Origin of the sequence: Jeotgalibacillus campisalis, from assembly GCF_000829515.1 — a bacterium.
Lineage (GTDB): Bacteria > Bacillota > Bacilli > Bacillales > Jeotgalibacillaceae > Jeotgalibacillus > Jeotgalibacillus campisalis.
Window position 1 is genome coordinate 97,807 of the sequence record NZ_JXRR01000001.1, and the last position, 23,987, is coordinate 121,793.

Here is a 23,987-nt window from a genome sequence, read left to right on the forward strand (position 1 = left end):
CTGATCAATCTATGACTATTCCCTTCGAAGAGCCCGTGCTGGTTTTTGGACTTGCCGTTATTATTTTCTTAGTTTCTCCTTTTATCATGAGCAGGCTTCGGATTCCAGGTATTATTGGCCCCATCATTGCAGGTGTCATCGTGGGACCAAATGGCTTTGGTCTTCTTGAACGGGGGGAAACGATTCAGCTGCTTGGTACTGTCGGCTTATTATTTATTATTTTCATTGCCGGGCTGGAGCTTGATATCGATGGGTTTAAAAAGTACCGCAAAAGAAGTATTTCCTTCGGGCTGCTTTCTTTTTGCATTCCGCTCGTATTCGGAACCGCGGTCGGATATTATTTAGGCTTTGGCTGGGCGGCTGCAATTCTGCTTGGCTCCATTGTAGGCTCTCACACTCTTCTCGCTTATCCGATTGCTTCAAGACTTGGCATTGCTAAAAACAAAGCGGTTACGACAGCCATTGGCGGAACGTTAATGACTGATACACTGGCCATGCTGATTTTGGCAGTTGTTGCAGGATATGCTTCAGGCGATGCGAGTGTGGGCTTTTGGTTTCGGCTGATTACCTCCACCCTCTTATTTGCGCTGGTGGTTTTGGCAGGGGCTCCACGCCTTGCTAAATGGTTTTTCAGAAACTCAAATAATGAAGGTCAAATGGAATTTAACTTTGTTTTGACCATTCTCTTTGTGTCGGGAAGTCTGGCGCTCTTTGCTGGTCTAGAACCGATTATCGGCGCATTCCTGTCAGGTCTCGCACTTAACCGGTATATTTACGATCATGGACCGCTGATGAACCGTATACGTTTTACAGGAAATGCACTGTTCATTCCTTTCTTTTTACTATCCGTCGGAATGCTGATGGACTTGTCTGTCTTGTTCTCAAGTACCGATGCATGGATTTTGACCATCAGCATCCTGGGTGCTGTGCTGATCGGAAAAAGCATCGCGAGCGCTATTACTTGCCGGATTTACCGCTATTCGCAAGATGAAAACCGGGTCATGATTGGATTGACGGTGCCTCAAGCAGCAGCTACTTTGGCTGCCACTCTCGTTGGGTTTGAACTGGCTCTGCTCGACCAGGCCACGGTGAATGGGGTGATCGTGATGATTCTCTTAACCTGTATTTTAGGTCCGTATATGACCGAAAAATATGGAAGAAGACTCGCAGTGGCGGAGACAATGGAACAATCTGATCAAGATGACCGTCCTGAACGCATTTTAATCCCGATTGCCAACCCCCATACTACGCAAACCTTGCTGGATCTGGGGTTTATTGTGCGGCAAGCGAAGCTTTCAACTGAACCCATTTATCCTTTATCAGTCGTACAAAAGGATGTTAAGTCTGTAGAAGGCAAGGTGGCTTCAGCTGAGAAGATGCTGACAGATGCAATCGCCTATGCAGCAGGAGCAAATATCCCGGCCCGTTCTCTTATAAAAATTGACCGGAATATCGGACGCGGAATCGAACGGGCTGTCGCAGAGGAGCGCATTACCACGATTATTGCCGGCTGGAATGGAGAGCGTCCGGCAAATAAGCTGTTTGGAGGAATCATTGATAATTTTCTTGATCATACGAATGAAAGGGCGATGATCGTAAAGCTTGGACATCCACTCAATACCACAGACAGGATCGTGCTCATCCTGCCTAAAGGCTCTTATTATAAGCCAGGTATTCAAGATGGTATAAGAATCGTCAAGGGAATGGCTTCACAATTAAATTGCATGGTTGAATGCCTGGTAATCCGTGACACGGTTGATCGTTATGAGACGCTGTTCTCTTCTATAAAACCATCTGTCACGACATTTATGCATCGCCTTGAGTCGTGGGAGGAACTGTACGATCAGCCTGTCCAATCCCTGCGTAAAAATGACCTGGTCATGGTCATGAGCGCCCGAAAAGGAACCATCGCCTGGCATCCGCAGCTTGAACGAGTGCCAAGAAAACTTGCAAAAGCCAATCCTGAGAGCTTCATTATTTTTTACCCTACAGAAACCGGCGAAACCGATCTGCGGGGTGCACGGGGAACGGAAGTGCCTAAAGAAGTCCTGTTCCGACGTGATTATGATTAATTTTCCTTTAACGAAAATGAGCCTTCATTAATCAATCGGTCCAATTTCCAATGTGAGTGTGATCAAAATAGAAGTATTTGCACAAAAAAACGAATGTTTTGATGAACTAAAACTTGCTGTTCATCAAGACATTCGTTTTGTCGTGTTTAAATTGTATTTACCTCACTCACCTTGCTGCAATGTTCCGACGGGAGCGACAATTTCCACTTTAATCCGGTCCGGGTCTTCTCCATACAGAGCATAATGAGCAGGACCGCCTGCATATGGGTATTGTTCTTCATATAAAAGACGCTCCCTGCGTTTTTTCATTTCATCCGCTAGTTCATCTACCTGTTCTTTCGATTCGGCATAAAACGCCAGGTGGTTTAATCCAATGCGTTTCCTGTGATAGCCCTCTTTTTTATAGGCTGCTTCTGCTTCCACAAAAACAAGATAGGCTTCCCTGCTTCTGTAGCTGAAACCTTTCTCCCATTCCTGATAAGGGCTCCAGCCCAGAGCAGTAAGAAGCCAGCTCCAATACTCACGGCTCTGTTTTAAATCCGACACATAGATCTCGAGATGATGGATCATGTTTTTGCCCCTTTTCTCAACCGTTTGCTTCCGCCTGACGGAGCTTAGCTTGTGCAGGTGTTTTTTGAAATAGCTGCTTCCGGTCTCTCCATACAAAGAAAAGGGAAAGCAGGAACGCCAGACCATCTGCTATCGGGAAAGCAAGCCATACACCAACAAGTCCGAAGAAAGATGGTAAAGTAAGGACGAGCGGGATAAGAAAAATAAGCTGTCTGGACATCGATAAAATAAATGAGATCTTTGCTTTCCCCAGCGCCTGGTATAAACCGCCTGTCACCATTTGAAAGCCGATAATCGGGGCAACCAGGAAAATCCAGCGCATCGCTGTTTCTCCGCCATCCACTACTGAAGGATCCGTGGAGAACACAGCCATCATGCCTGCCGGGAAAATCATCGTCATAATCCACACAAATGTTGCAATTCCACTCGCAGCCAAAATTCCTATTTTTAATGTATCACTTACTCGGTGATAAAGCTGTGCACCATAGTTATAGCCAATAATCGGCTGCATACCCTGCACGATTCCAAACATCGGCATAATCGCAAACATCATAATCCGGTTTATGATCCCGAATATCGCGACTGCAGTTTCTCCACCATGAATGACCAGCATCCAGTTTACTGCGATAAACATAAGACTTCCCGCTACCTGACGGACAAACGTCGCAGAACCAATACTGACAATTTCCTTCACTACCTTTAAATCCGGCAGAAGGCCTACCCATCTGAATGATAAGGAGCTTCTTCCCGTTTTAAAGTAAAAGAATATCCATACCGCTCCAACTGCCTGGGAGATGACGGTTGCAATAGCAGCTCCGCTGATTCCCATATCAAGTGTGAAGATAAAGATAGGATCAAGGATAATGTTTAAGCCTGCTGACACAATCATGGTGAGCATGGCAACCTTCGCATTTCCTTCGGAACGGACAATATTATTTGCGGACATGGCAAAGGCCTGGAATAGTGAACCATATAATATTATCGATAAATATTGTTTTGCATAAGGAAGTATATCTTCAGTTGCTCCAAAAGCAAGTAAGATAGGCTCCAGAAATATCAATGCAATAGCAACCATGAGAACACTTAACAGGCCGACCAGCCAGACCACATGCCCAAATACTTCATTGGCTTCATCTAATTTCCCCGCTCCAAGCCGCCTTGAAATGATCGACGCTCCCCCAATTCCAATCGCTGCTGCAAAAGCTGTAATAATCAGCTGCAGCGGAAACGCAATAGAAAGAGCAGCGACGGCAAGTGTCCCAACTCCGCGAGCAATATAAAATGTATCAGCAATATTATAAAATGCCATGACGAACATGCCAATAAACGCTGGAACTGAAAAACGGACCATTAGCTTCGGAATTCTTTCTGTGCCAAGCTGTGTACTTTGCTGTTTCATCCTCTGGTCACCTCTCTTTTTCCTGAATTTTTTTCACTGCATTGTCTGCCATTCGCTTTAACAGCATCAGTGCCAGCTCTTTTTCTTCTTCTGTAAAATCCGCTGTCAGCGTAGTAGTCCAATCATCAAGAATAGACCGAATGACCGGTTCAAGCTCTTTTGCTTTTGGTGTCAGCTTGACAATATGAGAGCGCCGGTCTGTTTCATGAGGCCCTCGAATGACATATCCCTCGTCTTCGAGCTTTTTTACTGCGCGTGCAGTAGTGGTTTTGTCTATTTTTAATGTTCTAGCCATATTTTCCTGTGTCTGTTCATTTTCTTCATATAGCACCATTAGAAATTTAACCTGTCCCCGGCCCAGACCATAAGGCTCAAATAGTTTACTTAAATGCATGTACCCATAACGGTGAACAGTTGATACCATTCGCGCTACAGATTTATATTTTTTTCTGCTGTTCATAGCGCCCCTCAATTCTTTCGTTCGGAATCCTTTCCTGATTATAAATCGATTTAGTTGCAGATGCAACCTTCCATGTTCCGAAACACTATTTTTTCTTTACAAGTATGAGGGAAGGATATATGATGGACGGGACATAAACTAACTGCATACGAAAGTCGATACACTAGGGGTGCTCGAAAGGGCTGTGATGAGAACATTTTGTTCCGATCCCTCATTACCCGATCCAGGTAATACTGGCGTGGGGAAGTGTGGTGACGCATCACTCATACATAAAATCACTCACTTGATGATGACGAAGCTGCATTTCCTTACCGGGGATGCAGCTTTTTGTTTTGTCAAAAACCAAATCAGGAGGAATAACAATGACAAACACACAATCAACATCTTTTTCAGCTGGAGCTTCGTGCGGAACGAGCCAAATAGCCGGCTGCCGCTTCTCCCTTCATCCTATGGACGATCAATTTGTGTCACTGCTGAAAGGTGCCATGGAAAAAGCAGATACTTCTAAAATCTGGCGCTCAACTGACGATGTCAGCACATGTGTCCGCGGCCGGGAAATCCATATTTTCGACGTTGTAAAAGCAATGGTTCTCCATACAGCAAAAACAGGTGCACATGTGGCGCTTAACGCTACTTTTTCGATTGGCTGTCCTGGCGATACAGAAGGCGATGCCTATATGGCAGAGGACGATATCCGTTTAAACGAACCCGTAGTGAAGGATCTTTCGCAATATGTATCCTCCCAATTTGCCCTTTATCCTATGGGAGATCCGGATTATATGAAAACGATTATGGATCAGGTGGCAGTTGCAGAAAAACACGGTACGCTGAAAAAAGGCGTTCACTATGCCAGCGGGCTCCACGGTGATATACACGATGTATTTGCTACATTGGAGGAAGTGTTTGCAAATGCGCAGCAAAGTAAAAGCTCACATATCGTTATGACAGTGAACATGAGCATCAACAGCCCTTCTCATCAGGAGGATAAATAAATTGACCGCTAAATGGAGACTTTCTGAAATCATTGTGTTATCTGTCCTGGCTGTAGTCTTTGCCGTTGTTTATCTGGCATTTTTCCAGGTAGGAAATATCATGGTGGGCATCATGGGGCCGATTGGGTATGAATTTATTTTTGGTATTTGGTTTATTGTTTCCATTATTGCTGCCTATATATTGCGTAAGCCGGGCGCTGCTTTTTTATCTGAAACTATTGCAGGCATAATCGAGGTTTTGATCGGAAATGCCGTAGGACCTATGTTAATTATCTCTGCGATGATTCAAGGGGCTGGCGCAGAAGCGGTATTTGCAGCTTCACGATATAAACGCTGGGGTTTATGGGTGTTAATGTTCGCAGGAATGGGATCAGCAGTTACAAGCTTTATTTGGGGGTATTTCATCTCAGGCTACGGTGCACTTGATCCCGCCTATGTCACACTGATGTTTGTAATTCGTCTTGCGAGCGGGGCAATTCTTGCCGGCCTTTTAGGAAAATGGCTTTCTGACGGCTTGTATCAAACCGGTGTATTAAATAGTTATGCCATCGCACGGGATAAAAAGAAGGCTTCCTATGGCAGAGCCTCGTAACGCACCAGTTATCCAGTTTAAAGAAGTCACCTACAGACACGCGGAAGAACTCGCCCCCGTTCTTTCCGATTTATCCTTTTCGATTTACGACGGTGACACGGTGCTGCTCGCCGGTCCAAGCGGTGCCGGGAAAAGTACGGTTACAATGCTGATGAACGGCATCCTCCCCTCCAATGGAAGCGGCGTGCTCGAAGGAAAAATCGAATGGTTTGGTACGTCTTCGGCAAAATGGAAAGATGGAGAAATTTCCAAAAAAATAGGGGTCATGTTTCAAGATCCTGAAAGTCAATTTTGCATGACAACGGTTGAAGAAGAGATTGCTTTTGGATTGGAAAACCTCCATCTGCCGAAAAAGGAAATGAAAGAACGAATTCTTTTATCTTTGCTGCAGACCGGTCTTGAAGGATTTGAAAAACGAACCATTCAGCGATTGTCAGGCGGTCAGAAGCAGCGAGTAGCCTTAGCCTGCCTGCTGGCAATGCAGACAGAGATCCTCCTGCTGGATGAACCGTTCGCTAATATTGATCCACTGTCGAGGATTGAATTAATTACAACCCTGGCTCACCTTAAAGAAAATCTCGGCTTAACCCTGATCATCATCGACCATGATTTAAACGGATGGACAGACTGGATAAACCGAGTTATTTTGTTAGATTCTAAGGGAAAAATCACGCTGGATTTCCCGCTTGAAAAAGCACTGAACCATAGACTTTCCCAATTTGAAGCGCTAACCGTTTCACTCCCTCTTCACATTGAGCTGCAAAAGGGAAATAGCAGGATTTACCTTCAAGAAGATAAATGGATAAAGCAGCTTACCGATTCTGAGCGAATCCGTCTAGTAAACATGTTGAATTCAGGACATCGAAAAAATAAGATAACTGCAGCTTTAATGGAGCTCAGAAACATTTCTTTCTCAACAGAAAATCAGCAGATTTTAAAGAAAATCACCTTTACGCTGTTCAAAGGAGAAACGGTCGCATTTTGCGGACACAACGGCGCAGGAAAAAGTACACTCGCCCTTTTACTGGCCGGTCTCTATTCGCCTTCGGGCGGAGAAATTCTTCTTAAGGGAAGCCCGATCCGTACTTACACACCCAAGGAAATACGCAGAAAAATCGGCTACGTGTTTCAGAATCCCGAGCATCAATTTGTCGAGCACACCGTTGAAGATGATCTGAGCTTCGGATTAAGAATTCAGAAACTTCCTGCAAATCAGATCCAGCAACGGACGCTTGCTATGCTGAAAGCCATTCGGTTAGATGGTTTTCAAAACCGCCATCCCCTTTCCCTCAGCCAGGGACAAAAAAGAAGACTGAGCGTAGCCAGTATGACCATTGACGACCTGGATATTCTCTTGTTGGATGAGCCCACATATGGACAGGATGCAGGATCTATGAAAAACCTTACGGAAATGTTGCTTGAAAGAAAAAAGCAGGGGAAAACGACGCTGCTGGTCACACATGATATGGAACTCATTCATTCCATTTGTGATCGGACGCTGCTGCTGTCCAATGGAACGGTTCAGTTCGAGGGAGCTGTTGAGGCCCTTTGGGAGCTCGGCGAAGATACTCTTAATCGCCACGGCCTTACCCTTCCACCTTCTGAAAAATTACGCCAGTCGATGGGAGTGAATAATCATGTGGCTTCACTCAATTAATCCTTCTGTTAAACTTCTTACAATCTTAATGACCATCATCGTGTTGGCCTTGTTTTTAGATCCTGTACTTTATTTTGTTTTTTGGATTGGGCTGATGATTATCACTTTTTTTCTGTCCGCCATCTCCTGGAAAACCTGGGCTCTGCTCACTGCTCCATTCCTTTTTATGGCCATTGGATATGTCTGGACCGCTATGCTATTTCCAAATGAAGAGCTCCTAAAAGGAGAACATATGCTTTTTGAATGGGGCTGGCTGATTTTAACTGAAGAGTCCTTGATGAGGAGTGCGGGTCTTGGGATGAGGGTCATTGTTTTTTCTGCTCTGTCTCTCTTATTTGTTCTGACGACCAAACCCGTATTATTTATGCTGAGTTTAATGCAGCAATTAAAACTCCCTACTCGTCTGGCATACGGGATCATGGCTGGATATCAGTTTCTTCCATTAATAAAGGATGAGTTTCAAATTATGCAGCGTGCCCAGCAAATCAGAGGTGTAGGCAGGCCTCAGACATTAAAAGAACGTGTCTCCCACTGGAAGAGTTTTGTGATCCCTCTTTTAGCCAGCGCCATTCGAAAAGCCGAACGAACAGCCGTTGCGATGGAATCGAGAGGGTTTACAGGCGAACCCCGTTCGCACTGGTACCGGGAGATTCCTCTTCAAAAACGGGATGCAGTCTTTGTTGCGATGATTGGGGTACTATTTATTGTCTCGTTTACCGTTTCTTCCATCTTACAATAATCTGGCTGCTTATTTATTTTTCTAGGGGGCAATAATCAAAGAAGATACGCAGGAGAAAATGTCCTTACGAAGCTCTTTTCATGAGACTTTCTCTGGTGTATTTTACTGTTTTATTGCCCGAGCTTTTTAAGAAAAATGATAGTCATGTCTCAGGGTTTGGGAGGACTTTAAATGTTTGAGTGCAAGACGTATTCTGCTTTTAACAGTTCCAAGGGGTACTCCAGTGTCTGAGGATATTTTTTCATGCGACATTCCATTTAAATAATGTAATCGAATTACAGTCTGCTGTTCCTTATTTAAGTGTGCGACAGCTTTTTGTATAATTCTGCTTTGTTCTTTATTTTCTGCCACCTCTTCAGGAGCAGATGCAGTATCTGCCGGTGAATCATGTTCTCCGTATTCAACATGCTGGTGCTTTGTCTGTTTCGAAAGAAGGTCCATGGAGGAATTTCTTGTGATGGTTAACAACCAGGATGAGAATTTTCCTTTTCCTTCGATATATTGAGCATGTTGTTTCCAAAGCTTAAGAAAAACTTCCTGCACCACTTCTTCTGCTGCTGAATGATTTTGGGTCATGCGATACGCGAAGGAGTAAATTAATTTTTCGTACTTGGTGTAAAGACTTTCAAATGCTTTCTGGTCTCCTGTCACCATACGATCGTACAAATCCATATCCTGAACTGTCAAATGCTCCATACCTCCTTATTAAGTTTCTGAACTATAAGTCCTATTCCCCATGAACTCAAAATGAAAACCCTTACCGAAGCATTGTGTAAAAGTTCCTTATCTTCCGAATGAATATACTAGGATGAAGACGCAAAATGCCGTATGATGTAAAGAGATTATGATAGTTCGGAGGAATGGTTTAAAAATGAGTTTGTTAAATGTAGTAAAAGTAGGGCATACCTTTGGCGATAGGACCCTATTCAAAGATGTTTCTTTCCGCCTCTTAGAAGGAGAGCATATGGGACTTGTCGGTGCTAACGGTGTTGGAAAATCAACTCTGATGAGTATTCTTACAGGTGAACTAATACACGATGAAGGGAAGGTTGAGTGGCTCCCAGGTACTCACTTTGGGTACCTAGATCAGCATACCCGATTAACCCCTGGCAGAAGCATGAGAGATACTCTTCGTGACGCTTATCTTCCATTATATAAAAAAGAAGAAGAGCTGAATGAGATTACATCGAAAATGGCTGATGCCTCTCCGGAAGAACTTGAACAGCTATTGAATGATATGTCTGCTATTCAAGATGCGCTGGATGCGGGTGATTTTTATACGCTTGATATTAAAATTGAAGAAGTGGCAAAAGGACTTGGGCTAGATGCTATCGGTCTGGATAGGGATGTGGCTGCACTCAGCGGCGGACAGCGGACAAAGGTCCTTTTAGCGAAACTATTGCTTGAAAAACCTAAAGTGCTTCTCTTAGATGAGCCGACAAATTACCTTGATGTCGAGCATATTCATTGGCTTTCGATGTATTTAAGGGAATACCCGCATGCGTTTTTACTAATTTCACATGATACTTCTTTTATGAATGGTGTTGTGGACATTATTCTTCATCTTGAATTTGCGAAAATGAACCGGTATACCGCCACCTATGAGAAGTTCCTGGAGCTTGCTGAATTGAATAAAAATCAGCATATAAATGCTTACGAGAAGCAGCAGGAATTTATTAAAAAGCAGGAGAGCTTTATTGCAAAAAATAAAGCACGCTACTCGACTACAGGCCGTGCAAAGAGCCGTCAAAAACAGCTGGATCGAATTGAGCGCATTGATCGTCCTGAAACAGCAGCAAAGCCTACCTTTGATTTTAAAGAAGCACGCGGAAGCAGCCGGTACGTGATCGAGGCAGAAAACCTTGAAATCGGCTATGATCGTCCGCTTATGCCAAAAATTGATCTAACCATTGAACGGGGAGAAAAAATAGCCGTTGTCGGTGCAAACGGCGTCGGAAAATCCACGCTTTTAAAAACCATTATGGGGAAAATCAGTCCTATTGGCGGTAAAGTCATTCATGGCGACTTCCTTTTCCCTTCCTATTTTGAGCAGGAACTTAAAGCCAAGTCAATTACCCCAATAGAAGATGTATGGACCGAATTCCCTTCTATGGAGCAAAATCAGGTCCGGGCTGCACTTGCCCGCTGCGGTCTGAAAAATGAGCATATTACACGGCAAATGAGCCAGCTAAGCGGCGGTGAACAAGCAAAGGTACGCCTATGCAAACTGATGATGCATGAAAGCAACTGGCTGCTTTTTGACGAGCCGACCAACCACTTGGACGTTACAGCTAAGGAAGAACTTAAACGCGCATTAAAAGAATATAAAGGAACGATCGTGCTTGTCTGCCATGAACCTGATTTTTATGAGGATTGGGCGACGACTACGTGGAACGTTGAGGAATGGGCAATGAATGCAAACGAATAGAAAAAAAAGAATGAACAGCGATAATTTGCTGTTCATTCTTTTTTGCTTTCATAGGGCAGGCTCAAGATTTTTTAAATCCTATGAGAGATGTTTTTTTTAGAAACACACAGCTTTCTTCCTTTAGTAAGAACTCAATGTGCTTTTTTCTTCTTTACTCTGTCAGTAAAACGAGTAATTAGGGAATACTGGGGTATGGAATGATAGAACTTCAAAAATTAACCATACTAGTACATGACTAAACGAAGAAAGGTTGTCTATCTATGAAAACAAATCATGAACGTGAAGCGTATTGGCGTGACTCGGCGGAAGTCCCTGATTTCCCTGTACTCGATGAAAGCAGACAAACTGACGTAGTGGTAGTGGGCGGAGGAATTACAGGGCTGACAACAGCTTATCTTCTCTGTCAAAAAGGATTGAGAGTTACACTTGTAGAAGCAAGTGAGCTTTTGTCCGGAACAACCCGTTACACGACCGCAAAGATCACATCTCAGCATGGGGCAATCTATGACGAGCTCCTGCAGCATTTTGGCAGAGATGGGGCAAGACAGTTTTTTGACCAAAATCAGCAGGCACTGAACTGGATGAGACAAATTGTAAAACAGAACAATTGGGATTGTGACTTTGAAGATCATGACTCCTGGATTTATGCGACTTCCAATGAATCGTTAAAACAGCTGCTTAAGGAACAAAAAGCATATGAAGAATTGGACATCCCTTTCCGGACTGCTTCCACTCTTCCATTTGATATCCCCTGTAAAGGCGCACTTATCATGCCTGATCAGGCTCAGTTTCACCCGATCCGTTATTTAGCTCATATGGCAAAGGAGATCGTTTCAATGGGCGGCCGGATCCATGAGCAGACTAAAGCGGTGGATATTAAAGAAGGCGAGGATCTTCAGGTAACGATGGAAAGCGGCCATGCCCTCTCCTGTCAGCATGTCGTCATCGCTACAAGCTATCCATTTTGGGATGGAGCGGGTCTGTATTTTGCACGCCTGGAAGTAGAGCGCTCATACATTGTTTCAGGAAAATGGGAAGGCGAAGATCCAGGAGGCATGTATCTCTCCCTTGACTCCCCATCCCGCTCCATCCGCTTTTATCAGCATGATGGGTCACGCGGCATCATGATCGGAGGAGATGGACATAAATCCGGCCAGGGCGGTCAGCATGAGCAGCACGCACAAAACTTAAAAGAGTTTACCCATGCTCAAATCGGTCCGGTTGATTTTACGTATGAATGGTCTGCTCAGGACAATATCACATTAGATAAGCTGCCTTATATCGGTCCTCTCACCAATCGCCACCCGCGTGTTCTCGTTGCCACGGGTTACCGTAAATGGGGAATGACCCAGGGAACGATGGCTGCTCATTTACTTAGCGAACGAATTCTTGGTGTTCCTAATTCATCCGCTGATTTATATGATCCAAACCGCTTTAAAGCAGATCCTTCTATCAAACAAGCTGCCACTTTAAATACAGACACAGCTGTTCAATTTGTAAAAGGAAAGCTCGAATCTCCATCTATTGAGCTTGCTCAGCTTGCAGAAGGAAAAGGCGGCGCTGTCAAGTGGGAAGGAAAAACAATTGGCGCTTACCGCGATGAACACGGGAAAGTGTTCGCAGTAGATCCTACTTGTACGCATCTGGGCTGTGAATGTAAATGGAATGATAGTGAAAATTCATGGGACTGCCCGTGCCACGGTTCGAGATTTGCTGTTGATGGAGAAGTGCTGAACGGACCAGCTCTGAAACCGTTAAAAGTGATAAAAACAGATGAATCCAACTAATTGTATTAATTAGCTTTTCATTAAATATGTTCCCTAACAAAAAAGACTGTTCTAAAAACCACTTCAATAGCTGGTTTAAAGAGCAGTCTTTTTCGTTTTTCAATCTTTTCCGAGATCCTTTACTTTATCAGTGCAGCTTTCCATAGCATGTAAAATGGCACTTCGAAAGCCTTCTTTTTCAAGTGCAGAGACTGCTTCTATCGTTGCGCCTCCCGGTGAACATACCTGATCCTTTAAAATTCCAGGATGAAGATTCGTATCAAGGACCATTTTTGCCGCTCCGTAAACTGCCTGAGCTGCAAGACGGTAGGCCTGGTCACGTTTTAGGCCCTGCTTCACCCCGCCGTCAGCCATTGCTTCAATCATCATATAAACATAGGCTGGAGAGGATCCGCTTATTGCAGGGATCGCATCCATAAGTGCTTCTGAGATCACTTCAACTTTTCCAAAAGACTGAAAAAGTTCCATTACAGCGTCAAGCTCCCCGCTCGTGACCCATTCATTTGCACATAGCGCACTCATCCCAGCACCTGCTAATGAGGGTGTATTGGGCATGCTTCTGACAACTTTTACATTCTTGCTGAACAGTTCAACGATTTTACTTGTCGAGAGCCCCGCTGCGATTGTCACAATCACCGTATGCTCTTGAATGCTTTCTTTTATTTCCTCTATAATCGTCCGATGAAGATCAGGTGTGATGCCAAGAAACAGAATATCTGCTTCCCGTGCAGCCTGCTGATTCGTTTGTGCAGGGCGCACTCCGTACTTCATAGCAGCATGTTCAAGCGTCTCATTGGTTCGTGAACTGACGATAATCTTGTCCGGTGCAATTAACTCAGATCGGACTATTCCGGCGATCATCGCTTGTGCCATCTTTCCGCATCCAATAAAGCCAATTTTCTTATTCAATGGACAGCCTCCTCCGATACAGCAAAATAATCTTCTAAATCATATAAGAAACGCTAAGAAAAAGCGAATGAGATTCTTATCCTTTGTAAAGACTTTGTAAAATAGAATAAAACGAGTTGCGCATATAAGCATATGCCTATATACTAATAACTGGTTAGAATAAAGGATATTCGGAGGTGAAGGAAGTTGATTGCAAAAGAAGCTCTTACAATTGATAAAGCAGCCATGGCTTTAAAGCTCATGGGAGATAAAACGCGATTGACCATGCTTCGTATTTTAACAGATCATGATTGCTGTGTATGCGAATTTGTCGAGATCTTTAACATGAGTCAGCCATCCATCAGCCAGCACGTCCGTAAAATGAAGGACATTGGCATGATTAAAGAAAAGCGGCACGGACAGTGGATCATGTATTCTCTAAACGAAGACTTTGAAGGATATGACATGGTAAAAAGCGTTCTGCACCTTCTCCCCGTTCAAGATCACCATCTAGAAGAATTAATTCAAAAAGGGAAAAGAATTTCCTGCGATTAACCCAAAGGAGTTGTAGCACGTGTTAGAAGTCAGTTTAGCTGTCATTATATTTTTACTTACCTTAACGCTTGTTATCTGGCAGCCAAAGGGTCTCGGCATCGGCTGGTCTGCCTGCGGCGGCGCTCTAATTGCCCTGATGCTGGGTGTTGTTTCTACTCAGGATGTTGTAGAAGTAACTTCCATTGTATGGAATGCAACCTTAACATTTGTTGCACTGATTATTATTTCTCTCATTCTAGATGAAATTGGATTTTTTGAATGGGCTGCTCTTCATATGGCCCGATTTGCAAAAGGCAGCGGGATCAAAATGTTTGTGTATGTAACGCTTCTCGGCGCATTAGTAGCAGCTTTTTTCGCAAACGATGGAGCAGCACTGATTTTAACGCCGATCGTACTTGCAATGGTGCGAAATCTTAATTTTAAAGAAGCGATGATTCTTCCGTTTATTATGGCGAGCGGTTTTATTGCCGATACTGCTTCCCTTCCCTTAGTCGTCAGTAATCTGGTGAATATCGTTTCTGCCGATGTATTTGGGATCGGATTTGCGGAATATGCAAGCCGCATGATTATTCCTAACTTCTTTTCAATTGGCGCCAGTCTGCTTGTACTCTGGCTGTTTTTCCGTAAAAGCATTCCTGAAAATTATGATATGAGCCAGCTTAGAAAGCCGGTTGATGCAGTGAAGGATGCAAAAATGTTCCGTTTATCATGGGGAGTTCTTGCCGTACTGCTGGTTGGCTATTTTGCGAGCGAGTTCATTGGCATTCCTGTTTCTTTCGTAGCAGGAACGATTGCCATTGTGTTTCTACTCATCGCCCGCCGCAGCCCTGCCGTCAATACAAAAACGGTTGTGAAAGATGCACCGTGGGCGATTGTCTTTTTCTCCATCGGTATGTACGTCGTCGTTTTTGGACTGAGCAATGTCGGTCTTACGAGTGTTTTGGCAGATGTAATTCAAACAGCAGCCGATCAGGGATTATTTGCCGCTACGATTTCAATGGGCTTTATCGCGGCCATCCTTTCATCCGTCATGAATAACATGCCTACTGTTATGATCGATGCACTTGCGATTCAGGAGACGAATACAACAGGTGCTGTCCGTGAGGCGCTTATCTATGCCAATGTGATCGGTTCTGACCTGGGTCCGAAAATCACACCAATCGGCTCACTGGCTACTCTTTTATGGCTTCATGTATTAAGCAAAAAAGGCTTTACGATAAGCTGGGGATACTATTTTAAAGTCGGAATTATTTTAACGATTCCTACGCTGTTTATTACCTTAGTAGGTCTCTATTTATGGCTGATCATTATTTTATAAAAACAGGCAAACACAATCATAAAAAAACTTAAAAATCAAAGGAGCGTTTATTATGACGAAAAAAACACTTTACTTTCTATGCACAGGAAATTCCTGCAGAAGCCAAATGGCTGAAGGGTTTGGAAAAGAGTATTTAAGCGATGAGTGGAATGTGCTAAGTGCAGGACTTGAAGCACATGGACTAAATCCAAATGCAGTTAAAGCAATGAATGAAGTCGGTATCAATATTTCAAACCAAACATCCGATACAATTGATCCTGACATTTTGAATAATGCTGACTTCGTTGTCACACTTTGCGGTCATGCGGCAGATCACTGCCCGGTGACGCCTCCTCATATCAAGCGTGAGCATTGGGGATTTGATGACCCTGCAAAAGCAGAAGGAACGGAAGAAGAAAAATGGAAAGTGTTCCAGGATGTTCGTGATCAAATCGGCGCTCGAATCAAGCAATTTGCTGAAACTGGAAAATAATAGTTAAGGCAAGCGTTCATTCACTTAACAAATTCATTCTACATAGCCAGATCACTGAGACGAACCATCGTTCCAGGTGACCTGGCTATTACGCTAAAAGGAGGCTATTTTATGTCATCAATTACTATTTTTGATCCTGCCATGTGCTGCAGTACAGGTGTATGCGGGCCCTCTGTAGATCCCGAACTTACTCGAATCGCATCAGCCTTGCACAAGCTCGAAGCAGAAGGTGTAGAAGTAAAAAGATATAATTTGGCAAACGATCCTGCTGAATTTGTTCAAAATGAACAAGTGAAAGAGCTTTTAAAGACAGAAGGTGCAGACGCGCTGCCATTTGTTTTCTTCAACGGTCATTTGCAAACGACCGGAGACTACCCGTCAAATCAAGAGCTGGCTACCTATTTTTCCATTGATCCTCAGCAGCTTGAAACAAAAAAACCAAAGCTTAAAATCGATTTAAAATCAATCTAAGATGAGTGTTATGCATTTTAAAGAACTTATGGGAGGTGCCATTTAGTATGTTTGAACGATTTAACCCTTCCCCTGAAGCATTAACTCCCTTTTTATTTTTCACAGGAAAAGGCGGGGTTGGAAAAACATCTACAGCTTGTGCCACCGCGATTTCACTTGCTGATCAGGGAAAGAATGTCCTATTAGTCAGTACAGACCCCGCTTCTAACCTGCAGGATGTACTGGAATTCAATGTACAGCGCGATCCAAAGGCGGTTCCAGCTGTTGAAGGGTTATATGCTTGCAATATTGACCCTGAGGAAGCAGCCAGAATGTACCGCGAAAAGATGGTCGGCCCTTACAGGGGAGTATTGCCTGATGATGCAGTTGCTTCTATGGAAGAGCAATTATCCGGTGCCTGCACAGTTGAAATTGCCGCCTTTGATGAATTTACAACGCTGCTTGTGGATACTTCCGTTACCTCTCAATACGATCATATTTTATTCGATACTGCACCAACAGGCCATACACTTCGTTTGCTGCAGCTTCCGACCGCTTGGAGCTCCTATTTAACTTCAAGTACACACGGAGCTTCCTGCTTAGGTCCCTTATCAGGCTTGCAGGAAAAGAAGACAGCCTACAGCGAGAGCATGAAGGCACTTTCTGACCCTGAAAAAACACAGCTTATGCTAGTTACCCGGCCGGAATCATCCGCTATAGCAGAAGCACAACGGGCAGCAAATGAGCTGCTTGAAATTGGAATGGTTAATCAGCATCTTATTATCAACGGCTGGCTTGAAGCGCTTAAAACAGATGACGCTGTGGCCAAAGCGTTCTATAATCGGCAGCAGGACGCGGTGAGCAAGATTGATGAAAATTCATCTAAATCCATTTCCATACTCCCTTTTGTTTCCCATTCGTTGACGGGTATTGAATCACTGCGGACATGGTTTTCATTGCAACAGGAAGAACTTGGCTTACAAAATGAAACACCATCTTTACCTGCTCCTGTTCATTCAATTGATGATTATGTTGACTCTTTAATTGCAAAAAATCAACGCGTCATTATGACAATGGGAAAAGGCGGTGTGGGTAAAACATCAATGGCTGCGAGCATTGCAGCAAAACTTTCTGAAAAGGGTCATTCTGTCCATTTAACGACAACAGATCCCGCCGATCATCTTTCTGGCGTAGTAGCAAATGCCGCTAATTTACATGTCAGCAGCATTGATCCTAAAAAAGAAGTGGAGCGCTACACGAACCAGGTGTTGACCGAGGCTGCTGAACTTTCTGATTCAGAGCGTGAGTATTTAGAAGAAGATCTGCGTTCACCTTGTACAGAAGAAATAGCAGTTTTTCAAGCTTTTGCTTCCATCGTTGCTCAATCAGTGCATGACTTTGTCGTAATCGATACCGCTCCTACCGGGCATACCCTGCTCTTGTTAGATGCAGCGCAATCCTATCATAAAGAAGTAGAACGCATGAACGGCCAAAAAACGCCGGACAGTATTAAACAGCTTCTTCCTACCTTACGCGATCCGCTTCAAACGAGCATTGCGATTGTGACATTAGCAGAAGCAACCCCTGTCCTTGAAGCGTCCCGTCTGCAAGAAGATCTAAAACGAGCCAGAATTGTCCCTTCATGGTGGCTGATTAACCAATCTCTATTTGCAGCCGATTCCAAAGAGCCTGTTTTGGCTAACAGGGCAACCGAAGAAATAAAATGGATCGACACTGTTCAAAGAAAATTAGCCAATGAAACCGTTCTGATTCCATGGCATATTTAACAACAAAGCTATAGCCCATTCCATTTTACAAAAGAGAGGATTTTATAAATGACAAAAAACTACCAGCCGCTTTTAGATCAGCACATTTGGATTGGCGGAGCAAATGACGCAGTTGAAGCAAACACAAATGAACAAATTGACATCATCTTTGACCTTCGTTCTGAAAATCAGGAAACCAACACCCCTGCCAACAGAGTGCATTTGCCGATTACGGATGATGCAGCTCACCAGGATGAGTCGGTAAAACAGGCAGTAGAAAAAGTAAAAGAAGCAGTCGATGAAAAGAAAAAAGTCTACTTCCATTGCAGCGGCGGCAAAAACCGAACCGGTACACTTGCAGCTGCCTTACTGTTAGAATATAAAAAAGCCTCTACTGTAGATGACGCGGTAGAAAAAGCAAAGGCCATTCGCCCTGCGATTTCCCCCAAGCCCGAAATGATAGACGTTCTAAGACGTCTCTACCCAACTAACGCATAAAGGAGCGATTTTATATGATCATCACCGATACAGCGCGAGAAGCATTCCAACAACTATTTCAACAGCACGAAGCAGAAAACGTACGTGTTTACTTTGCAGGGCAGGGCTGCGGCGCCCCTCAACTCGGACTCGCACTCGATGCACCTGAAGAAAATGACATCATCCAAAACGTCAACAGCATCTCAGTCGCCATCGACCCCCAAGTCCTTATCCTGGCAGAAAACATCACACTCGACGTCCAAGACACCCCAGAAGGACGCGGAATCGTCATGACCGGTCTGCCGGAAAACGACTGCTGTTAACCAGAAATGCGAAAGCGGGCGCTTTGGGGCGACAAGCACAAGCGAAGTGCTGACAAAAGGCGGCAATTTGCCTTTGGTCAGTGCTGCGCTTGTGACCTCGAGCCCCAGCCCGCTGCAGCTGGACAACCCGAAATGCGGAAGCGGGCGCTTTGGGGCGACAAGCATAAGACGCGGGGAGCGAGTGGACGCCCTTTGTCCACTTGATTCCCGTGACTTATGACCTCGAGCCCCAGCCCGCTGCAGCTAGACAACCCGAAATGCGGAAGGCGCTCGCCCAGCTGCGACAAGCATAAGACGCGGCAAGCGAGTGGACGCCCTTTATCCACTTGATTGCTGTGACTTATGACCTCGAGCAGCTAGCGCCTGGAGCTGGACATCCCGAAATGCGGAAGCGGGCGCTTTGGGGCGACAAGCACAAGCGAAGTGCTGACAAAAGGCGGCAATTTGCCTTTGGTCAGTGCTGCGCTTGTGACCTCGAGCCCCAGCCCGCTGCAGCTAGACATCTCGAAATGCGGAAGGCGCTCGTTCAGCGCCTTCCATTTTTATTTCTTCTCCTCTTCTTTCTCAACAATTTTCACCTGACAGCAATCCTTTTTCTTAGCCGGCTTAAAAAAAGCAAGTAATTTTTTCATCAATGAAATTCACTCCTTTCATCTAAAGTAAGTAAAATACAAAACCTGACACTGTGGACATGGTTAATACAGATGCAATAAAAATTAAAACAAGCTGCATTTTAAAAATCGATTTTAATAAAACAACTTCAGGAAGGCTCGCACCTGCTGAACTGATCATAAGTGCCATAATGGGTCCAAGCGCCATTCCTTTAGCCAGCAGAACTTGAGAGATTGGAATCATGCTCGACAGCCTTATATAAAGGGGAATTCCTACAATTGCAGCGATAGGAATCAGCCACCAGGCATCATGCCCTAAATGAGTGGCAATCATCTCTGTTGGCACGAGCCCATGGATGCCTGCGCCAATGGCAGCACCAATCAACAAAAACGGAAACACCGTTTTCATGACTTTTTTTGTTTCGGTTACAGACCCTTTAAAGTCCCATTTCATCTGCTTTTTCGGTCTGTCCCCCTCCATTACCACTTCCTTCACATATCGTTCAAATTTGAATTTCTCCAGCGCAAATCCAATTCCTATGGAAAATACCGTTGTAACCGCCACATATATGGCGGTAACCTTCCAACCTAAAATAACACCCATTACCGTTAAAATGGTTGGATCTAAAACGGGAGAAGCAAATAAAAAAATCATCGTCAGTCCAAATGGCACTTTGTTTTTAAGCATATTAACCACGACCGGAATTGTTGAACAGGAACAAAAAGGCGTAACAAAAGCAAAAAATACTGCCAAAATCGCTCCTTTTATTTTCGTCCCCTTGCGCAAACTAGTTTCCACCTTCGAATAAGGAATCCACGCCTGTAAAAAATGAATAATGCGGTTAACTCAAGTGCAATCCAAAAAAATGACTTCACTGTTTCTATCCCGCTTCCCCCTTTTAAAACAAAATAATTTGATCTATAGATCAAAAAAAATTGATGTTTAAGCCGGATAAATGCTTAGCATTTATCTTCATTACGGAATAGACAACAAAGTTGATCAGAAAGAACTCCATTTAATTCTTCATCATTAATCGAATAGTAATTCCATGTCCCCTTTTTCTCAACGGTCACAAATTGGGCATCAAGCAACTGTTTAAGATGGTAGGAAAGTTTCGACTGCGGCATGTCAATCATCTCCGCCAGATCACACACACAAACTGAATCATGCTTCTGAACTAAATGGAGAATGTACAGCCGTTTTTCATCTGCGAGGGCCTTGAATTTTTTTTCAAACAACTGAAAGGTTGCTGCATCCGGCTTTAATACACTATCTCTTATCAACTCTTTTCCTCCTTTTAAATCAATTTTATTTGATATATACATTCTATTCTTCGTTTTGGACTCTGTCAATTAATTAATCAAAAAAACTTGTTCTATAAGTGTAATGGTAAAAATGACTATTTTTATTTAAAGTGGGTATATCATAACTATCTCGAAATCAAGGTTTTAAGGAGGAATTTATATGGGACACTTTATTGAAGTGGAAACTGGCGTAAAATTATTTGTTGAAGACATTGGCGAAGGACAGCCTGTTGTTTTTCTTCACGGCTGGCCGGTAAACCATAAAATGTTTGAATACCAGTCTACTGAGCTCGTAAAGCAAGGCTATCGTTTTATCGGGATCGATTTGAGGGGGTATGGTCAATCAGATCGCCCTGCTTCCGGATATGATTATGATCGAAAAGCAGATGATGTTAAAGCTGTAGTTGAACATCTGCAGCTTGAAAACATTGTACTTGCAGGTTTTTCTATGGGTGGTCCAATTGCTGCACGTTACATGAACCGGCACAAGGAGTTTAAGGTCAGCAAATTAATGCTTCTTGCCCCTGCTGCTCCCAGATTCACGAAAACGGATCATTTCCCTTACGGCATCGAAGCATCAGAAATTGACGGCATGATCGCAAGCATCCAGGAGGATCGCCCTGCTTTCCTTGCTGAGTTCGGCAAACAGTTTTTCCATCAGGAGCCTTCAGATCCTTTCAAGCAATGGTTCGGATCATTAGGCCTCGAAGCCTCGGCTCATGGTACGATTCAATCTGCACTAGCTTTGCGTGATGAAGACGGCCTTGAGGATCTTCCAGGCATTACGGTGCCCACACTCTTACTCCATGGCACTGAAGATGAAATCTGTCCACTTGATTTTTCTCTCTATCTTGCAGAGCACCTGGCTGATGCAGAACTGATAAAAATAGAAAACAGCGGTCACGGCTTTGTCTTTGAAGAAAAAGAAAAAACCAACAATGAGATGATCAGGTTTTTAAAAAGATAGCGCAAAAAAGCTCTCCTTGAAGGAGAGCTTTTTTGCGATAGAGGATATTAACTTCTGCTCAGCGCCGGAATATGGCCCAGTTTGTTGAGCTCTTGTTCTAAAAATACTGCAAGCTCAAGCATACCGTATTTGCCGTATTTAGCCTCGGCATCTGCATTGTAGTTTGTATTCGTGTTTATATCGTACGTATAAATAATTCCGTTTTCATCGCGAATAAATTCAATTCCCGCTACAGCGATTTGATTGTCTAAGAGAAATTTTTCATAGGCTGCGATAATTGGGTCCTGGAAATTCTCCACGATCTGAAATTTCGCTTTTTCCTCTTCTTCTCCACCATCTGCAGGGCAGAATTGATCTCCCAGCTGGCAGGCATCTGCAGGACAAAGTTCAAATCCTTCAGAGGTATCGACTTGAACGGCATACACAAATTTCCCTCCTACAAATTCACAACGGGTAATATACGGTTCAGGCGATTGAATGTATTGCTGAATCAACGTAATTCCATCGACGGGCTCTTCAAAGTCATCCCCTTCAATGTACTGCTTTAAGCTGTCGATAGAATGAAACAACTGCACACCCAGCCCTTTGCCAGCACGGTTATGCTTCGTGATGAAGGATTTCTCCCCCATTTTTTCTGCCGCTTCTATAATCTGTTTTTTACCGGCTGCCGCGATTGTTTTAGGTGTTTGAATGCCAACACCGTGAAGTGCTGTGTACTGGTTTACTTTGCTTACTTCAAGCCGCAGGGCACGCGTGCCATTAAATACTTTTCTTCCGTGCCGTTCAAGCCATGCTAAAACGGTTTCGGTGAATTCAGGTGCATAGCGGTTTCCTCTTGTATGAGAAGATGCACTCATCCGGCTGTAAAATACGCCTTCAGGCGGTTCTTCCGTTAAATCAACGAGCCCTTCATTTAAATGCCATACTTCATAAGGCAAATAAAGCTCATCTAAACGTTTCGTTAAGTGAATGGTCCACTCATCATTTTCATGCAATACGTAAATTTTACTCATTTCAAATCCTCCTGACTCATTCTTAGCGCTGTTCTAATTGAGCTAACTTTCTACGTTTTTCTTCTACTAATGGCATAACTTTTTCAGAAAAACGTTCCATTTCTTCAAGTTGCGGCGAAAATTGAAGCAGAAGCAAATCCAGCCCTGCCTGCTCAAATGCCACAATTCGGTCTGCAATTTGTTCAGGTGTACCGATTAAATTGGGACGCAGCCCTCTATTCGATACGGAATAATCCATCAGTTCAATTTGCTGTTCAAGCTGCGATTTACTGACAAAGTCATTATAGCCGGCATAGCCGCTGACGTCCTTCACATCCGTAATCCGTGCCATTTCCTCCTGCACTTCTGCTTCTGTATCGCGGCATACGATATAAGCTGCCATTCCAAAGGATTGAAACGGATTTTTTTCAGCCGCTGCCCTGCGTTGCTTCATATCTGCAATCTTTGTTTCTATTTCTTCCAAAGTCCCCCCATGCATTACATAGGCATCGCAGTGCTCCACAATCGTTTCTTTTCCGCGCGGACTTTCACCGCCGGCATATAAAATAGGATTCGGCCGCTGAACCGGTTTCGGCTCCAGCTTTGTATTTTCAATCTCATAAAATTTCCCTTTATAGCTGAATGTGTCTTCTGTCCATAGACCCTTCATTACTTCGAGAAACTCTTCCGTACGATCATAGCGCTCATCATGCTCGGTAAAGACGCCTCCATATTGCCTAGCTTCTTCTGCCCACCACGCAGAAACAACGTTGAGGGTAAAACGCCCATTGGAAATATGATCAATATTGGCTGCCATTTTCGCTGCAACAGCCGGGTTGTGGAACCCCGGACGGATCGCAGTCATAATTTCCATTTTGTCCGTTACAGCAGCCAGTCCGGCAGCTGTTGACCAAGCTTCAAGAGAATCGCGTTCCGGTCCCTTTATGTCGTTCAAATATAATTCCGCAATTAAGGTTGTATCGAAGCCAAGTTTTTCTCCTGCCTGTACTACTTTTTTTGCGTAATCAAATGTAGGCGGCATCTGTTCTTCTTCCACGTTGCGAAGCCATCCGCCAAAAATCGGCAGCCAAAATCCATATTTCATCCCGTATACACTCCCTTATACATGCTAAACTCGTAAAATCTTTATTTATCACTTTATGGCGG

Annotated in this window: 24 protein-coding genes and 1 riboswitch; of the genes, 15 read left to right on the forward strand and 9 right to left on the reverse strand. The window is 43.9% G+C overall.

What is annotated here, in order from left to right; translation table 11 throughout:
- Positions 1-11 precede the first annotated feature (11 nt).
- The gene (locus KR50_RS00465; protein WP_041053528.1) at positions 12-2,072 is read left to right on the forward strand and encodes a cation:proton antiporter; all 2,061 of its coding nucleotides are present in this window, start codon (positions 12-14) and stop codon (positions 2,070-2,072) included.
- A gap of 162 nt (positions 2,073-2,234) precedes the next feature.
- Here KR50_RS00465 and KR50_RS00470 read toward each other — a convergent pair whose 3' ends face one another.
- From KR50_RS00470 to KR50_RS00480, 3 genes are read right to left on the reverse strand one after another with little or no spacing between them, the layout of a single operon-like run.
- Positions 2,235-2,642: a VOC family protein gene (locus tag KR50_RS00470; RefSeq protein WP_041053531.1), complete on the reverse strand. Its 408-nt coding sequence runs from the start codon at positions 2,640-2,642 to the stop codon at positions 2,235-2,237.
- Between the two features lie 16 nt (positions 2,643-2,658).
- Complete coding sequence (locus KR50_RS00475) at positions 2,659-4,041, reverse strand: MATE family efflux transporter (protein ID WP_052476612.1); 1,383 nt, start codon at positions 4,039-4,041, stop codon at positions 2,659-2,661.
- 7 nt (positions 4,042-4,048) lie between these two features.
- Positions 4,049-4,501 (reverse strand): MarR family winged helix-turn-helix transcriptional regulator, encoded by a 453-nt coding sequence (locus tag KR50_RS00480; RefSeq protein WP_041053532.1) that lies wholly within the window; start codon positions 4,499-4,501, stop codon positions 4,049-4,051.
- Between the two features lie 155 nt (positions 4,502-4,656).
- Positions 4,657-4,763: riboswitch (TPP riboswitch) on the forward strand.
- Positions 4,764-4,863: 100 nt separating this feature from the next.
- On the opposite strand from KR50_RS00480, the gene KR50_RS00485 reads away from it, so the two are divergent.
- Genes KR50_RS00485 through KR50_RS00500 form a run of 4 tightly spaced genes read left to right on the forward strand, consistent with a single transcriptional unit; the run spans position 4,864 to position 8,481 of the window.
- Entirely contained in the window at positions 4,864-5,493 is a 630-nt protein-coding gene (locus tag KR50_RS00485; RefSeq protein WP_052476614.1) for a YkoF family thiamine/hydroxymethylpyrimidine-binding protein, read from the forward strand.
- Position 5,494: 1 nt separating this feature from the next.
- Positions 5,495-6,085 carry an ECF transporter S component gene (locus tag KR50_RS00490; protein ID WP_041053533.1) on the forward strand — a complete coding sequence of 197 codons (591 nt, stop codon included), beginning with the start codon at positions 5,495-5,497 and terminating at the stop codon, positions 6,083-6,085.
- Positions 6,069-7,742, forward strand: a complete 1,674-nt coding sequence (locus KR50_RS00495; RefSeq protein ID WP_041053536.1) for an ABC transporter ATP-binding protein — start codon at positions 6,069-6,071, stop codon at positions 7,740-7,742. The genes KR50_RS00490 and KR50_RS00495 overlap by 17 nt, the downstream gene beginning before the upstream one ends.
- Complete coding sequence (locus KR50_RS00500; RefSeq protein ID WP_041053539.1) at positions 7,723-8,481, forward strand: energy-coupling factor transporter transmembrane component T family protein; 759 nt, start codon at positions 7,723-7,725, stop codon at positions 8,479-8,481. The genes KR50_RS00495 and KR50_RS00500 overlap by 20 nt, the downstream gene beginning before the upstream one ends.
- 126 nt (positions 8,482-8,607) lie before the next feature.
- On the opposite strand, the gene KR50_RS00505 is transcribed toward KR50_RS00500, so the two are convergent.
- Positions 8,608-9,168, reverse strand: a complete 561-nt coding sequence (locus KR50_RS00505) for an RNA polymerase sigma factor (RefSeq protein WP_408606134.1) — start codon at positions 9,166-9,168, stop codon at positions 8,608-8,610.
- A gap of 184 nt (positions 9,169-9,352) precedes the next feature.
- Here KR50_RS00505 and KR50_RS00510 point away from each other — a divergent pair, with 184 nt between their 5' ends.
- Both KR50_RS00510 and KR50_RS00515 read left to right on the forward strand, forming a co-directional pair.
- Positions 9,353-10,909, forward strand: a complete 1,557-nt coding sequence (locus tag KR50_RS00510) for an ABC-F family ATP-binding cassette domain-containing protein (protein WP_041053544.1) — start codon at positions 9,353-9,355, stop codon at positions 10,907-10,909.
- A gap of 260 nt (positions 10,910-11,169) precedes the next feature.
- On the forward strand, positions 11,170-12,696 hold the full coding sequence (locus KR50_RS00515; protein WP_041053546.1) for an FAD-dependent oxidoreductase: 1,527 nt from the start codon (positions 11,170-11,172) through the stop codon (positions 12,694-12,696).
- Between the two features lie 99 nt (positions 12,697-12,795).
- On the opposite strand, the gene proC is transcribed toward KR50_RS00515, so the two are convergent.
- Positions 12,796-13,605 (reverse strand): pyrroline-5-carboxylate reductase, encoded by an 810-nt coding sequence (gene proC / locus KR50_RS00520; RefSeq protein WP_041053549.1) that lies wholly within the window; start codon positions 13,603-13,605, stop codon positions 12,796-12,798.
- Between the two features lie 189 nt (positions 13,606-13,794).
- Between proC and KR50_RS00525 the strand changes: the two genes are divergently transcribed.
- The 7 genes from KR50_RS00525 to KR50_RS00555 all read left to right on the forward strand — a co-directional run bounded on the left by KR50_RS00525 (position 13,795) and on the right by KR50_RS00555 (position 18,945).
- The gene (locus KR50_RS00525) at positions 13,795-14,139 is read left to right on the forward strand and encodes an ArsR/SmtB family transcription factor (protein ID WP_041054408.1); all 345 of its coding nucleotides are present in this window, start codon (positions 13,795-13,797) and stop codon (positions 14,137-14,139) included.
- A gap of 19 nt (positions 14,140-14,158) precedes the next feature.
- Positions 14,159-15,457 (forward strand): arsenic transporter, encoded by a 1,299-nt coding sequence (locus KR50_RS00530; RefSeq protein WP_041053552.1) that lies wholly within the window; start codon positions 14,159-14,161, stop codon positions 15,455-15,457.
- 52 nt (positions 15,458-15,509) lie between these two features.
- Complete coding sequence (arsC, locus tag KR50_RS00535; RefSeq protein ID WP_041053555.1) at positions 15,510-15,929, forward strand: arsenate reductase (thioredoxin); 420 nt, start codon at positions 15,510-15,512, stop codon at positions 15,927-15,929.
- Positions 15,930-16,040: 111 nt separating this feature from the next.
- Complete coding sequence (gene arsD / locus KR50_RS00540; protein WP_041053558.1) at positions 16,041-16,400, forward strand: arsenite efflux transporter metallochaperone ArsD; 360 nt, start codon at positions 16,041-16,043, stop codon at positions 16,398-16,400.
- A gap of 47 nt (positions 16,401-16,447) precedes the next feature.
- Positions 16,448-18,166, forward strand: a complete 1,719-nt coding sequence (gene arsA, locus KR50_RS00545; RefSeq protein ID WP_052476616.1) for an arsenical pump-driving ATPase — start codon at positions 16,448-16,450, stop codon at positions 18,164-18,166.
- Between the two features lie 48 nt (positions 18,167-18,214).
- Entirely contained in the window at positions 18,215-18,643 is a 429-nt protein-coding gene (locus tag KR50_RS00550) for a protein-tyrosine phosphatase family protein (protein ID WP_041053561.1), read from the forward strand.
- Positions 18,644-18,657: 14 nt separating this feature from the next.
- A complete protein-coding gene (locus KR50_RS00555; RefSeq protein ID WP_041053563.1) occupies positions 18,658-18,945 on the forward strand; it encodes a hypothetical protein in 288 nt (95 codons plus the stop codon).
- Between the two features lie 654 nt (positions 18,946-19,599).
- On the opposite strand, the gene KR50_RS00560 is transcribed toward KR50_RS00555, so the two are convergent.
- Both KR50_RS00560 and KR50_RS00565 read right to left on the reverse strand, forming a co-directional pair.
- Entirely contained in the window at positions 19,600-20,343 is a 744-nt protein-coding gene (locus KR50_RS00560) for a permease (protein ID WP_408606135.1), read from the reverse strand.
- Between the two features lie 173 nt (positions 20,344-20,516).
- The gene (locus KR50_RS00565; protein ID WP_052476704.1) at positions 20,517-20,837 is read right to left on the reverse strand and encodes an ArsR/SmtB family transcription factor; all 321 of its coding nucleotides are present in this window, start codon (positions 20,835-20,837) and stop codon (positions 20,517-20,519) included.
- A gap of 184 nt (positions 20,838-21,021) precedes the next feature.
- On the opposite strand from KR50_RS00565, the gene KR50_RS00570 reads away from it, so the two are divergent.
- Positions 21,022-21,828: an alpha/beta fold hydrolase gene (locus tag KR50_RS00570; RefSeq protein ID WP_041053566.1), complete on the forward strand. Its 807-nt coding sequence runs from the start codon at positions 21,022-21,024 to the stop codon at positions 21,826-21,828.
- A gap of 47 nt (positions 21,829-21,875) precedes the next feature.
- Here KR50_RS00570 and KR50_RS00575 read toward each other — a convergent pair whose 3' ends face one another.
- Both KR50_RS00575 and KR50_RS00580 read right to left on the reverse strand, forming a co-directional pair.
- Positions 21,876-22,841, reverse strand: a complete 966-nt coding sequence (locus KR50_RS00575; RefSeq protein WP_041053569.1) for an ATP-grasp domain-containing protein — start codon at positions 22,839-22,841, stop codon at positions 21,876-21,878.
- Between the two features lie 22 nt (positions 22,842-22,863).
- Entirely contained in the window at positions 22,864-23,925 is a 1,062-nt protein-coding gene (locus KR50_RS00580; RefSeq protein WP_041053572.1) for an LLM class flavin-dependent oxidoreductase, read from the reverse strand.
- Positions 23,926-23,987 lie beyond the last annotated feature (62 nt).